Here is a 14,698-nt window from a genome sequence, read left to right as displayed (position 1 = left end):
ACCCCGCCCGTCCGCCGACACCGTCGGGGACGGGCGGGCCCCGCTCTCCGGGCGGGGACGGTGCCGGGGCGCGCTGGGACACACCTCACCGACGCACCACCAGGGAAAGGCCCATTCGAACGATGTTTGACGTCGAGTCGGACCGGACGTCCGCTTCCGGAATACCCGTCACGGGCGGGCAGTCCGGTATCTGGCTGGCCCAGCAGATCGACCCGGACAGCTCCGCCTACAACATCGTGTTCGCCCTGGACCTGCGTGGCGACGTCGACCTCGACCGGCTGGCCGCCGCCGTACGGCAGTCCGTGAACGAGGCCGAGGGCCTGCACGTACGTGTCGAGGCGGGCGACGGCGGGCCCCGCCAGACGACCGCCCGCGCCCCCTTCGACGTTCCCGTCGTCGACCTGCGCGACGCCGCCGACCCCGCGCGCGCGGCCGCCGACTGGACGGCCGCCGACCGCGAGCGTCCCGTGGACCTCGCCCGCGGCCCCCTCTTCGGGCACGCCCTGCTGCGCCTGGCCGACGACCACATCCTCTGGTGCCAGCGCTACCACCACATCGTCACCGACGGCATGAGCGTCGCGCTCGTCACCCGCCGCGCGGGTGAGCTCTACACCGCAGGCGACAAGGCACCCGCGCCCCGCGACTGGGCGCTGTCCCGGCTGGTCGACGCCGACCTGGAGTACCGGGCCTCCGCCGCGCACCAGGACGACCGCGCCTACTGGCTCGACCGGATGGCCGACCGTCCCGAGCCGGTCCGCCTGGTCGAGCGCGGCCAGGTGCCGATGACGCGGCGGCTGCGCCGCACCGCGGAGCTGTCCGGCGAGCGGACCCAGTGGCTGAACGCCGCCGCCGAGCGCGCCGGCGTCCGCCCCTCACGTCTGCTGATCGCGGCCGTCGCCGCCTACCTCCACCGCGTCAGCGGCGAGCAGGACCTCGTCCTCGGCCTGCCGATCGCCGCGCGCCTCGACGCCGTGTCGGCCGAGGTCCCCGGCATGGTGTCCAACATCGTGCCGTTGCGCCTCACCGTCCGCCCCGGCACGACCGGCACCGAACTCCTCGACGTCGTACGCCGCGCGATCGGCGAGGCGGTCGCCCACGGCCGCTACCGCGCCGAGGACCTGGCCCGGGAGCTGGGCCTCGCCGACGGGGTGTCCGAGCTGGTCGGCCCCACCGTCAACATCCTGCCCCGCCCCGAGGACCTGCGCTTCCGCGACCACACCACCGCGCTCGAACCGGTCTGGCTCGGCCCCGTCAGCGACCTGGCCCTGAGCTTCGCCGAGACCGCGGGCGCGCCCGGCATGAGCGTCCACCTCGACGCCGACGCCGACGTATGCGACGAGGAGACGCTGCGCGACCACGAGGCCCGCTTCCTCGCCCTCCTCGACGCCTTCGCCGAGGACCTCGACCGCCCGGTCGGCCACATCGAGCTGACCTCGCCCGCCGAACGGTCCCGGCTCCTCGACGAGTTCGGCGTGGCCCCCCACGAGACGGCCGACCTCTCCTGGCCCGCCGCCTTCGAGCGCCAGGTCCGCCGCACCCCGGACGCCGTCGCCCTCGTCTGCGAGGACCGGGAACTGACGTACACGGAACTGAACGCGGAGGCCAACCGGCTGGCCCGGCTCCTGGCGGCCCGCGGTGTCGGTGCCGAGGACGTCGTCGCCGTGGCCGTGCCGCGCTCGCCCGAACTCGTCGTCTCGCTGCTCGCCGTGATGAAGGCGGGCGCGGCCTACCTGCCGCTGGACGCCGACCACCCGCAGGACCGGATCGCGTACATGCTCACCGACGCCGGTGCGCGCACGGTCCTGACGACGGCCGAGCCGGCCGGCGCGCTGCCGGAGCTCCCGGGCGTCACCCCGCTGCTGCTCGACGAGCCGGCCCTGACCGCCGAGCGCGCCGCCCTCGACCCCTCGGACCTGGACCTGCCGATCGCGCTGGACCGGGCCGCGTACGTCATCTACACCTCGGGCTCCACCGGCCGACCCAAGGGCGTCGTCGTCTCCCACGACGGTGTCGGCAGCCTCGTCGCCACCGCGACCGAGCGCATCGGCATCACCGCCGACAGCCGGGTCGTCCAGTTCGCGTCCGTCGGCTTCGACGTGACCGTCTGGGACCTCATCATGTCCCTCTCCGTGGGCGGCCGGATCATCGTCGTCCCCACCGAGCGCCGCGTCGCCGGGCCCGCCCTCACCGAGTACATCGCCCGGCACCGCGCCACCCACATGATCCTCCCGCCGTCCCTCGTCTCGGCCCTTCCGCAGGACTGCGACCTGCCCGACGGAGCCGTCCTGATCGTCGGCACCGAAGCGGTGCCCAGCGAGCTGATCGCCCGGTGGGCCGGCCGGCTCCAGGTCGTCGTCGCGTACGGCCTCACCGAGGCCACCGTCAACTCCACGCTCTGGGTCGCCACCGCCGACCGCCCCGGCCCCGCGCCCATCGGCGAACCCGACCCCAACACCCGGGCCTACGTGCTCGACGCGGCGCTGCGCCTCGTCCCGGTCGGCACCGAGGGCGAGCTGTACGTCGCCGGGCGGGGCCTCGCCCGCGGCTACCTGGGCCGGTCCGGCCTCACCTCCGAGCGCTTCGTCGCCGACCCGTACGCCGACGAGCCCGGCGCCCGGATGTACCGCACGGGCGACCGCGTCCGCTGGTGCGCCGACGGCAACCTGGAGTTCCTGGGCCGCTCCGACGGCCAGATCAAGATCCGCGGCCACCGCATCGAGCCCGGCGAGATCGAGAGCGCCTTCATGGCGTGCGAGGGCATCGCCCAGGCCGCCGTCCTCGTCCGTGAGGACCACCGCAGCGCCAAGCGGCTCGTCGCCTACCTCGTGGCCGAGGCCGGTACGGACCCCGAGACCGCCGTCGCCGCCGCGCGCACCCGGGTCGCCGAGGCGCTCCCGGACTACATGGTCCCCTCCGCCGTCGTACGCCTCGACGGGCCGCTGCCGCTCACGCCCAACGGCAAGCTCGACAGGCGCGCCCTGCCCGAGCCCCGGTGGACCGCGACCGCCGGCGGTGACACGCCCACCACGGCCGCCGAGACCGCGCTCGCCGCGCTCTTCGCCGACGTCCTGCGGCTGCCGTCGGTCGGCGTCCACGACAGCTTCTTCGAGCTGGGCGGCGACAGCATCGTCGCCATCCAGCTGGTCAACCGCGCCCGTGAGGCCGGACTCGCGATCACCCCGCGCGACATCTTCCGCCGGCGGACGGTGGCCGCGCTCGCCCGGACCGCCGACACCGCCGCGACCGCCCCGGCGGCGGCCGCCCCGGACGCACCGCGCGCCGTGCGGCTCGACCAGGACGCGCTGCCCGTCTCCCCCCTCCAGGAAGGATTCTTCTTCCACGCGGAGTTCGACCAGGACGCGAGCGACCTCTACGTCGTCCAGGAGATCCTCGACCTCGCCGGCACCGTCGACCCCGCGCGGCTCCGGCACACGCTCCAACTGCTCCTCGACCGGCACCCGCTGCTGCGGGCCGCGTTCCGCCAGCTCCCCGGCGGCGAGGTCGTCCAGCGCCTCGCCGACCACGCCGACCTCCCCTGGAGCGAGGCCGACACGGCCGTCACCCCCCTGGAGGAGGTGCTGCGCCAGGACCGCGCCGAGGGCTTCGACCTCGCCGTGCCGCCGCTGATGCGGGCCACCCTGATCCGGGACGGGCAGCGCCACCGGCTGCTGCTCACCCTGCACCACATCATCGCCGACGGCTGGTCGGTCTCCGTCCTGCTGCGCGAACTCACCGCCGCCTACCGCGGCGAGACCCTGCCCGAGCCGCCGGCGCCCCAGCCGTACCTGAGCTGGCTCGCGAGCCGGGACCTCGACGCCGCCCGCGAGGCGTGGGCGCACGCCCTGGCCGGTCTGGACGGTCCGACCCGGCTGCCCGCCCTCACCACCGGCGACGAGCACGGCGCGCCCGTCGCCCGGCCCGAGCACGTGGACGTCCGGCTCGCCGAGACGCTCAGCACCGACCTCACCGCCCGCGCCCGCAGCCACGGCCTGACCCTCTCCACCGTCGTCAACGGTGCCTGGGCGCTGCTCCTGGGCGGACTCACCGGCAGCCGGGACGTCGTCTTCGGCACCACCGTCTCCGGCCGCACCACCGAGGTCGAGGGCCTCGACGCGGCCGTCGGCCTGTTCATCAACACCGTGCCGGCCCGGATCACCCTGCACGGCGGCGAGACGCTCGCCGAGCTGCTGCTGCGCGTCCAGGACGAGCACGCGGCCCTCCTGGACCACCAGCACCTCGGCCTCGCCGAGATCCAGCGGATCGCCGGCGGCGGCGAACTCTTCGACACCCTCGTCGTGTTCGAGAACTACCCCTCCGGCGACCTGGCCCACGACGGTGACCAGGACACGCTGCGCCTCACCGGCGCCGAGGTCCTCGACGCCGTGCACTACCCCCTCGCGCTCATCGTCGAGCAGGGCGCCGGCGGGCTCGCGCTGCGCTTCAAGTACGACGCGGCCCGACTCGACCAGCTCGATGTCGCCGTGATCGCCCACCGCTTCGAGGCGCTGCTGCGGACCCTGGTGGCCGACCCGGCCCGCCAGGTCGCCCGCGTCGGGCTGCTCTCCGATCGGGAGGCGGAACGGCTCACCGCGCTGAACGCCACCACGCGGCCGCTGCCCGACGAGGACGCCACCCTCGCCTCCCTCTTCGCCGCGCAGGCGGCCCGGACACCCGCCGCCCCCGCCGTCGTCTTCGAGGGCACCACCCTGTCGTACGCCGAACTCGACCGGCGCGCCGAGGCCCTGGCCCGGCGGCTGCGGGCGCGCGGCGCGGGCCCGGAGCAGTTCGTCGCCGTCGCCGTGCCCCGCTCCGCCGAGCTCATGGTCGCGCTGCTCGCCGTGCACAAGGCGGGCGCCGCCTACCTGCCCGTCGACCTCGACTACCCCGCCGACCGGGTCGCGTTCATGCTCGCCGACTCCGGCGCCCGTACGGTCGTCACCACCGCCGACGCGGCCGGCCGGCTGCCCGGCGCAGCGGACCTCGCCCACGTCCTGGTGGACCGGGACGAGGAGCCGCTCGCCCCCGGGACCGACACCGCGGCCGTCCCCGCTCGGCCCGACCACCCCGCGTACCTGATCTACACCTCGGGCTCCACCGGGCGCCCCAAGGGCGTCGCGGTCACCCACCGGGCGATCGTCAACCGCCTCGCCTGGATGCAGGGGGAGTACGGGCTCGACGCCGGCGACCGGGTCCTGCAGAAGACCCCGTCCAGCTTCGACGTCTCCGTCTGGGAGTTCTTCTGGGCCCTGGTCGAGGGCGCGACCGTCGTCCTCGCCCGGCCCGACGGCCACCGCGACCCGGCCTACCTGGCCGAGCTGATCCGTACCGAGCGGATCACGACGCTGCACTTCGTCCCGTCGATGCTCGCCGCCTACGTCCAGGTCATGGAGGCCGCCCCGGGCGCACCCGCGTGGGCGGCGAGCCTGCGCCGGGTCTTCTGCAGCGGCGAGGCCCTCACCGGCCCCGACGCCCTCCGCTGGTCCGAGCTGACCGCCCGGCGCGGCGACGCCGGCCCCGTCCCGCTGCACAACCTGTACGGCCCCACCGAGGCGGCCGTCGACGTCACGTACTTCCCGTACGAGGGCGGCGACGAGCTCGCCGTACCGATCGGCCGGCCCGTCTGGAACACCCGCCTGTACGTGCTCGACTCCTTCCTGCGCCCCGCCCCGGACGGCGTACCCGGCGAGCTGTACCTCGCCGGCGTCCAACTGGCCCGCGGCTACCACGACCGGCACGGCCTGACCGCCGAGCGGTTCGTCGCCGACCCGTTCGGCGCGCCCGGCGAGCGCATGTACCGCACCGGCGACCTGGTCAGCCGACGCGCCGACGGCGCCGTGGAGTACCTCGGCCGCACCGACCGTCAGGTCAAGGTGCGCGGCAACCGCGTCGAACTGGGCGAGATCGAGGCCGCGTTGGCCGCCCTCCCGGGCGTCGCCCGGGCCGCCGTGATCGTCCGCGACGGAGCGCTCCTCGGCTACGCGGTCCCGGCGCCCGGCGCCGCCCCGGACGCCGAGGCCCTCCTGGGGGCGCTGGCGGAGGCGCTGCCCGCGGCGATGGTGCCGACGGCCGTGACGACCCTCGACGCGCTGCCGCTCTCACCCAGCGGCAAGCTCGACCAGAACGCCCTGCCCTCGCCGTCCGTCGCGCCGCGCGCCGGCGGACGCGCCCCCCGCGACGAGCGGGAACGCGCCCTGTGCGCGATCTTCACCGACGTCCTGGGCCTGCCCGGGATCGGTGCCGACGACGACTTCTTCATGCTCGGCGGCGACAGCCTCAGCTCCATCTCCGTCGCCACCCGCGCCCGTGAAAGGGGACTGACCATCAGCCCGCGCGATGTGTTCGAGCACCGCACGCCCGCCGCGCTCGCGGCGACGGCCGCGCAGGTGCCGGACGAGCCCGCCGCCGAGCCCGCCCCCCAGGCGGCCGCCGCCGGAGTCACCGTCTCCGCCACCGACGCCGGTCAGGCCGCCGCCGCCCTGCAGGCGATGCTCGCCGCACAGGCACAGTCCGGCGCCGCCGTCGACCCGGCGCTCAAGGCGCTGCTCGACCAGCTGACCGCCGCCACCCCGGCGGAGCCGGAGGCCCCCGCGCCGCTCGGCGGCCTCGAACTGACCGAGGAGGAGACCGCCCGCGTCGAGGCCGCGGCCGGCCTCCCGGTCGCCGACATCTGGCCGCTCTCCCCGCTCCAGGAGGGCATGTACTTCCACGCCACCTACGACACCGGTGACGCCCTCGACGTCTACCTGTCGCAGGAGAACCTGGACTTCGACCGCCCCCTGGACGCCGACCGGCTGCGCGCCGCCTGCCGGGCGCTCCTGGAGCGCAACGCGAGCCTGCGCGCCGGTTTCACCAGCGACGGCCTGCCCAAGCCCGTGCAGTTCATCGCCGACGGCGCCGAGATCCCGCTGACCGTCACCGACCTCAGCGGGCTGCGCCCCGAGGAGCGGGGGGCCCGCCTCGACGAGCTGCTCGCCGCCGACCGTCGGCAGCGCTTCGACCTGTCCGCGCCGCCGCTCTGCCGCCTCCAGCTCATCCGGCTCGGCGACGGCCACGACCGGCTGGTCGTCACCCACCACCTCATCCTGTGGGACGGCTGGTCCGCCTGGCTGTTCCTGGAGGAGCTCTTCACCCTCTACGAGCGCTCCGGCGACAGCACAGGACTGCCCGCCCCCGGCTCCTACCGCGACTACCTGGCCTGGCTGGACCAGCAGGACACCACCCGGGCCGTCGGCGCCTGGCGCGACGCGCTCGCCGGCTTCGACGAGCCCACCCTCGTCGCCCCGACCGGCCGCGACGCCGGCCCCGTCATCCCCGTCGACCACGACGCGCTGCTGACCCGGGAGACCAGCGACCGGCTGCGCGCCCTCGCCCGGCAGCACGGCCTCACCCTCAACACGGTCCTCAACGCCGCCTGGGGCCTGGTCCTCTCCGCGATGACCGGGCGCGGCGACGTCGCCTTCGGCACCGCGGTCGCCGGACGTCCCGCCGACGTCCCGAACGTCGCCGGCATCATCGGCATGTTCCTCAACACCATCCCCGCCCGGATCGCCTTCGCCCCGGACGAGCCGCTGCTCGACCTGCTGCGCCGCATGCAGTCCGAGCGGGCCGGCGTCATGCCGTACGAGTACGTGGGTCTCGGCACGCTCCAGCAGGAGACCGGCCACCGCCGCCTCTTCGACACCCTCTTCGTGCTCCGCTCCGCCGACGGCGAGGACCGGGCCGCCGCGCTGCGGCAGCGCCACGGCATCACCGACGTGTCGAACGTCGACGGCACCCACTTCCCGCTCACCCTCATCGTCACCCCCGAGACCCGGCTGCGGGTCACCCTCGCCGCCCGCCCCGACCTCTTCGACGAGGAGGCCGCCGCCACCATCCTCGGCCGGTTCACCACCGTCCTGGAGCGACTCGGCGAGCTCCTCGCCGCGCCGGACGCCGCCGCCCGGACCGTCGGCGTGGACCTGCTGCTGCCCGCGGAGCGCGCCGCGCTCACGGCCGAACGGGCCGGCAGCCGCGAGCCCGTGCCGAACGAGACCATCGCCGACATGCTGACGGCCCAGGTCGCCCGCACCCCGCACGCGGTGGCGCTGGTCTTCGGCGAGCGCTCCCTGACCTACGCCGAACTCGACGCGCACATCAACCGGATCGCCCGGCTGCTCCTCGCCCGGGGCGCGGGACCCGAGAAGGTCGTGGCGCTCGCGCTGCCCCGGTCCATCGACATGGTCGCCGCCCTGTTCGCGGTCCTGCGGACCGGCGCCGCCTACCTGCCGCTCGACCTGGACCACCCGGCCGACCGGCTCCGCATGATGGTCGAGGACACCGGCCCGCTCTGCCTGGTCTCCACCGCCGCCGTCGCCCCGACCCTGCGCGGACCCGACGGCGCCGTCGCCCCCGAACTCCTCCTGGACGACGCGACCGTGGCCGCCGAACTGGCCGCCCTGCCCGGCGCGGAGATCACGGACGCCGAGCGGCCCGGCTTCGCCCACGACGTCGCGGACCGGCTGGAGCACCCGGCGTACGTCATCTACACCTCCGGCTCCACCGGCCGGCCCAAGGGCGTCGTCACCCCCTACCGGGGTCTGACGAACATGCAGCTCAACCACCAGAAGGAGATCTTCGACCCGGCCATCGCCTCGGCCGGCGGGCGCCGGCTGCGCATCGCGCACACCGTCTCCTTCGCCTTCGACATGTCGTGGGAGGAGCTGCTCTGGCTCGTCGAGGGCCACGAGGTGCACGTCTGCGACGAGGAGCTGCGCCGCGACGCCGAGGCCCTGGTCGCCTACTGCGACGAGCACCGCGTCGACGTCGTCAACGTGACCCCCACCTACGCCCAGCTGCTCATCGAGGAGGGTCTCCTCGACCGCGACGAGCCCGGCTCCGCCGGTACCGGCAAGCACCGCCCCGCGCTGGTCCTGCTCGGCGGCGAGGCCGTGTCCGACACGGTGTGGACCACGCTGCGCCGCACCGAGGGCACCTACGGCTACAACCTGTACGGGCCGACCGAGTACACCATCAACACCCTCGGCGGCTCGACCACGGACAGCGCGACCTCCACGGTCGGCATGCCCATCCGCAACACCCGCGCCTACGTCCTGGACGCGATGCTGCGCCCGGTCCCGCCGGGCTGCCCCGGCGAGCTGTACATCGCCGGCACGGGCCTCGCCCGCGGCTACCACGACCGCCCCGGCCTGACCGCCGAACGCTTCGTCGCGGACCCCTTCGGCGAGCCCGGAGAGCGGATGTACCGCACCGGCGACCTCGTACGGCAGCGGCCCGACGGGCTGCTCGACTTCCTGGGCCGCACCGACGACCAGGTGAAGATCCGCGGCTACCGCGTCGAGCTGGGCGAGATCGCCACCGCGCTCTCCTCCCACCCCGAGGTCGCCCACGCCGCGGTCGTGGTCAACGAGAGCACCGGGACCAAGCGGCTCGTCGGCTACTTCGCGCCGGAGGACGGCACGGAGCCCGGCGAGGAGCTGACCCAGCGGCTGCGCGAGCACCTGAAGGCCGGGCTGCCCGACTACATGGTCCCCTCCGCGCTCGTCCCGGTGGACACCCTCCCGCTCACCGTCAACGGCAAGCTGGACGTCCGCGCCCTGCCCGCCCCGGACTTCGCCGGCTCCGCCGCGAGCCGCGCCCCGCGCACCCCGCGCGAGGAGACGCTCTGCGCCCTCTACGCCGAGGTCCTCGGCCTGCCCGAGGGCAGCGTCGGCATCGACAGCGACTTCTTCGAGCTCGGCGGCCACTCGCTGCTCGCCACCCGGCTCGTCAGCCGCGCCCGGACCGCCCTCGACGCCGAACTCGCCATCCGTGACCTGTTCGAGGCGCCCACCGTCGCCGAACTCGTCGAGCGGGCCGACCGCTCCGGCGGCGCCGCCCGGCCCGCCCTGACCGCCGCCGAGCGGCCCGACGAGCTCCCGCTCTCCCACGCCCAGCAGCGGCTCTGGGTGATCCAGCAGATCGAGTGCACCTCGGCCGCGTACAACTTCCCGCTGGTCATGCGGCTGCGCGGGAGCCTCGACGTCGACGCCTGGGGCGCGGCGCTCGCGGACGTCACCGCCCGCCACGAAGCCCTGCGCACGGTCTTCGTGGAGCGCGACGGCCAGGCCCTCCAGCGGGTGCTCCCCGCCCACGAGGCCACCCCCGTCGTCGAGCGGCTGACCGCCACGGAGGACCAGGTACCCGCCCTCGTCGAGGCGACCGTCAACCGGCCCTTCGACCTCGCCGCCGAACTGCCGCTGCGCGCCACGGTCGTGCAGCTGGCCCCCGAGGACCACGTCGTCGTCCTGCTGCTCCACCACATCACCACCGACGAGTGGTCGGACCGGCCGTTCCTGCGGGACCTGGCCGCCGCCTACGCGGCCCGCACCGCCGGCACGGCCCCGACCTGGGAGCCGCTGCCCGTCCAGTACGCGGACTACGCGCTCTGGCAGCAGCGTCTGCTCGGCGACCAGGCGGACGCCGACAGCCTGGCCGCCCGCCAGCTGGAGTACTGGCGTACGACCCTGGACGGCGCCCCCGAGGAGCTGGAACTGCCCACGGACCGGCCCCGGCCCGCCCGCCCGGCGTTCACCGGCGCCGAACTGGACATCGCCTTCGACGCCGACGTCCACGAGGGGCTGAAGCGGCTCGCCCGCGAGACCGGCGCCAGCATGTTCATGGTCGTCCACGCGGCCGTGGCGGCCCTGCTGCACCGCATGGGCGCCGGTACGGACATCCCGCTCGGCTCGCCCATCGCGGGGCGCGGCGACGAGGCCCTCGACGACCTGGTCGGCTTCTTCGTCAACACCCTCGTGCTGCGCACCGACCTGAGCGGCGACCCGTCCTTCACCGAGCTGCTCGGCCGGGTCAGGGAGACCGACCTCGCCGCGTTCTCCCACGCCGACGTGCCGTTCGAGTCGGTCGTGGAGAAGCTCAACCCGACCCGCTCGCTCTCCCGGAACCCGCTGTTCCAGGTGATGGTCGGCTACCACGCCCGCACCGGCGACGGCCTCGAACTGTCCGGCCTCAGCGCCGACTACGTGCCGTTCCGCATCCGCTCCGCCAAGTTCGACCTGGTGTTCAGCTTCACCGAGCACACCCCGGCCGACGGCTCCACCGGCGCCCTCGGCTGCCGCCTGGAGTTCGCCACCGAGCTGTTCGACCACGTCACCGCCGAGCGCCTCGGCGACCGCCTCCGGGCGCTCGTCGCGGCCCTCGTCGCCGCACCCGAGCAGCCCGTCTCGCGCGCCGAGATCCTGGCCGACGACGAACGGCACCTGGTCCTGGAGGGCTTCAACGGCTCCCCCCGACAGGTCGACGAGGAGACGTTCCCGGCCCTGTTCGCGGCCCGGCTCGCCGAGCACCCCGACGCGGTCGCCGTCGTGGACCGCGGCCGGAGCGTCTCGTACGCGGAGCTCGACGCCCGCGCCAACCGCCTCGCGCACCTCCTCGCCGCCCGCGGGGCCGGCGCCGAGAGCGTGGTCGGCGTGGCCGTGCCCCGCTCGGCCGACATGGTCGCCACGGTGCTCGCCACGCTGAAGCTGGGCGCCGCGTTCCTGCCGCTCGACCTGGTCCACCCGGCCGACCGGCTCACCTACATGATCGAGGACTCACGCGCCGCGCTCGTGGTCGGCACCGAGCCGGTCGCGGGCAAGATCCCGCAGGTCACCGGCGTCCCCGTGGTGCTGCTCGACGAGCCGACGGTCGCCGCCGAGCTGGCCGGCCTGCCGCGGACGGCGGTCGAGACCGCGCCGGTCCTGCTCGACCAGGCCGCGTACGTCATCTACACCTCCGGCTCGACCGGCCGCCCCAAGGGCGTCGTCGTCCCGCACGAGGGCATCGCCAGCCTGGTCGCCACCGCGGTCGACCGGATGGGCCTGGAACCCGACAGCCACGTCCTGCAGTTCGCCTCGATCGGCTTCGACGTCTTCGCCTTCGAACTGTCCATGGCCCTCTGCCACGGCGGCCGGCTCGTCCTCATCACCGACGAGGCACGGGTCGCCGGCCCGGCGCTCACCGACTTCCTCGCCGAGCAGCGGATCACCCACATGATCCTGCCGCCGTCCCTCGTCTCGGCCCTGCCGCCCGGCTGCGAGCTGCCCGAGGGATCGACGGTCCTGGTCGGTACGGAGACGGTGCCGCCGGACGTCTTCGAGCGGTTCGGCGCCACGGCCCACCTGATCTGCGCCTACGGCCTCACCGAGGCGACGGTCAACTCCACGCTGTGGCCCTCGCGCGAGCACGGAGGCCGGCCGTCCGGCCGGGTGCCCATCGGCCGGCCCGACCCCAACACCCGCTGCTACGTCCTCGACGACCACCTGCGGCCCGTCCCGCCCGGCGTCGTCGGCGAGTTGTACGTCGCGGGGCGCGGCCTCGCCCGCGGCTACCTCGGCAAGAACGCGCTCACCTCCGAGCGCTTCGTCGCCGACCCGTACGGCCCGTCCGGCGGCCGGATGTACCGCACCGGTGACCGCGCCCGCTGGCGCGCCGACGGCAACCTCGACTTCCTGGGGCGCGTCGACACCCAGGTGAAGGTCCGCGGCTTCCGCATCGAGCTGGGCGAGATCGAGGCCGCGCTCGCCGGACACCCCGCGGTCGCCCAGGCCGCCGTGGTGCCCGACCGCGACGGCGACATCGTCCGCCTGATCGGCTACGCCGTCCCGGAGGCGGGCGAGTCGCTGGAACTGGACCCGCAGGAGCTGCGCGCCCATGTGGCCGGGCAGCTGCCCGAGTACATGGTCCCCGCCCTCGTCGTCGCCCTCGACGGACCGCTGCCGCTGACCCCCAACGGCAAGCTGGACCGCAAGGCGCTCCCCGTCCCCGACTGGGCGGCGATGACCGGCGACGCCCAGCCGGCCAACGAGACCCAGGCCCGGCTGGCCGCGCTCTTCGGCGAGATCCTCAAGCTGGAGAAGGTCGGCGTCCACGACAACTTCTTCGCGCTCGGCGGCCACTCCATGGCCTCGATGCGGCTCCTCGGCCGTATCCGCGCCGAGTTCGGCGTGGAGCTGAGCATCCGCGACGTCTTCGACGCGCTCACCGTCGCCGGCATCGAGGGCAAGCTCAAGGGGGCCTCCACGGCCCGCCCGGCCCTGCGCCCGTCCGACGACCTGGCGCGACCGCACCTGGCCGCCCCCGTCCAGCGCTGGCAGTGGGACGCCCACCGGCGGCACGGCGGCTTCGACCACGCGCTCGTGCTGCGCTCGCCCGGCGGCCTCGACGCGGACGCCCTGTCCGCGGCGCTCGCCGACGTGGCGGCCCGCCACGAGCCGCTGCGCACCGCGTTCACCGACCGCGACGGCGGACTGCGCCACCGGCCCGTCGAGGCGCCGGTCCTCACCCTGGAGGAGTGCGCGGAGCTGGAGCCGCGGCTGACCGAACTGGCCGCCGGATCACCGGAGCCGGACCGCAAGGCACCGCTCGTCGCCCACCTGCTGAGGGCCCCCTCGGGCGAGCAGGCACTGCTGCTGACCATGCACTACCTCGCGGTGGACGAATGGTCGGTGGTCCCGCTCTTCCGCGACCTGACGGCGGCGTACGCGGCCCGCAGGGACGGCCGGGAGCCCGCGTGGGCGCCGCTGCCGGTCACGTACACCGACTACGCCCAGTGGGCCCGCGAGGCGCTCGGCGACCTGACCGACCCGGACAGCCGGGGCGGCCGCCAACTCGGCTACTGGCGCGACATCCTGAAGGACCTCCCGACCCGGCTCGCCCTCCCGGCGGACGGCCCCCGCTCGGCCTCGCCCGGCGCGGACCACGTGGGCTTCGTCCTGGACGAGGAGCTGCACGCCGCCGTGGACGACCTGGCCCGGGCGACCGGCACCAGCATGTTCATGGTGCTGCACTCCGCCCTGGCGGCGCTGCTCACCGCCCACGGCGCGGGCACGGACCTGCCCCTCGGTACGATGGTCGCCGGACGCACCGACGACCAGCTGGCCGATCTGGTGGGCTGCTTCTTCAACACGGTCGTGCTGCGCACCGACACCGCCGGCGACCCGACCTTCGCGGAGCTGCTGGCCCGCGTACGGGAGACCACGCTCGGCGCCCTGGACCGCCAGGAGGTCCCCTTCGAGGAGGTCGTCCGGGCGACCGGGCTGCCCGAGGAGGGCCCGCAGGTCATGGTGATCCACCATGAGCAGGCGGACCTGGAGCAGTTGGAGGGCGGCATCGGCTCGCTCGACGCCGTCCCGACCGGCTCGACCCGGGCGCAGCTGACCCTCAGCTTCTACGAGCCGCAGGGCGACGGCCCGGTCCACTGCGGCCTGATCCACGCCACCGACCTGTTCGGCACCGCCAAGGCGCGGCGGCTCGCCGACGAACTGCAGAGGCTGCTGCGCACCGTGGCCGCCGACCCGGAACAGCCGCTCTCGGAGCTGTTCACCGCCATGTCCACAAGGAGTGACAACGCATGAGCACCAACCCGTTCGAGGACCCGCAGGGCACCTTCCTGGTCCTGGTCAACGACGAGAACCAGCACTCGATCTGGCCCTCGTTCGCCGAGGTCCCCGCCGGCTGGCGGGCCGTCTTCGGCGAGGACACCCGTGAGGCGTGCCTCGCGTACGTCGAGGAGAACTGGACGGACCTGCGCCCGGCGAGTCTCGCCGCCGCCCAGCAGGGCTGACCCGACCGCACGACCGCACGACCGACGCCGCCCGTGGAGCACGCTCCACGGGCGGCGTCGGTCATGGGGGCGGGGAGGCCCGCCGGCCCCTTCAGGGGA

At 74.8% G+C, this 14,698-nt stretch carries 2 protein-coding genes; both read left to right on the top strand.

Annotated elements, in window-relative coordinates; all coding sequences use genetic code 11:
* Positions 1 to 122: 122 nt before the first annotated feature.
* Complete coding sequence (locus tag ACIPPS_RS13695) at positions 123 to 14,390, top strand: amino acid adenylation domain-containing protein (protein ID WP_401430594.1); 14,268 nt, start codon at positions 123 to 125, stop codon at positions 14,388 to 14,390.
* Positions 14,387 to 14,599: an MbtH family protein gene (locus ACIPPS_RS13690; RefSeq protein WP_401430592.1), complete on the top strand. Its 213-nt coding sequence runs from the start codon at positions 14,387 to 14,389 to the stop codon at positions 14,597 to 14,599. The genes ACIPPS_RS13695 and ACIPPS_RS13690 overlap by 4 nt, the downstream gene beginning before the upstream one ends.
* Positions 14,600 to 14,698 lie beyond the last annotated feature (99 nt).

This window comes from Streptomyces sp. NPDC090127 (assembly GCF_044746945.1).
Classification (GTDB): domain Bacteria; phylum Actinomycetota; class Actinomycetes; order Streptomycetales; family Streptomycetaceae; genus Streptomyces.
Note: the sequence above shows the minus strand (reverse complement) of the source record. Positions and strands in the feature narration are given on the sequence as shown.

What these genes read in the sequence shown, in the direction of transcription:
- ACIPPS_RS13695 (WP_401430594.1), top strand. Translation starts at nt 123, where the DNA reads ATGTTTGACGTCGAGTCGGACCGGACGTCCGCTTCCGGAATACCCGTC.
- ACIPPS_RS13690 (WP_401430592.1), top strand. Translation starts at nt 14,387, where the DNA reads ATGAGCACCAACCCGTTCGAGGACCCGCAGGGCACCTTCCTGGTCCTG.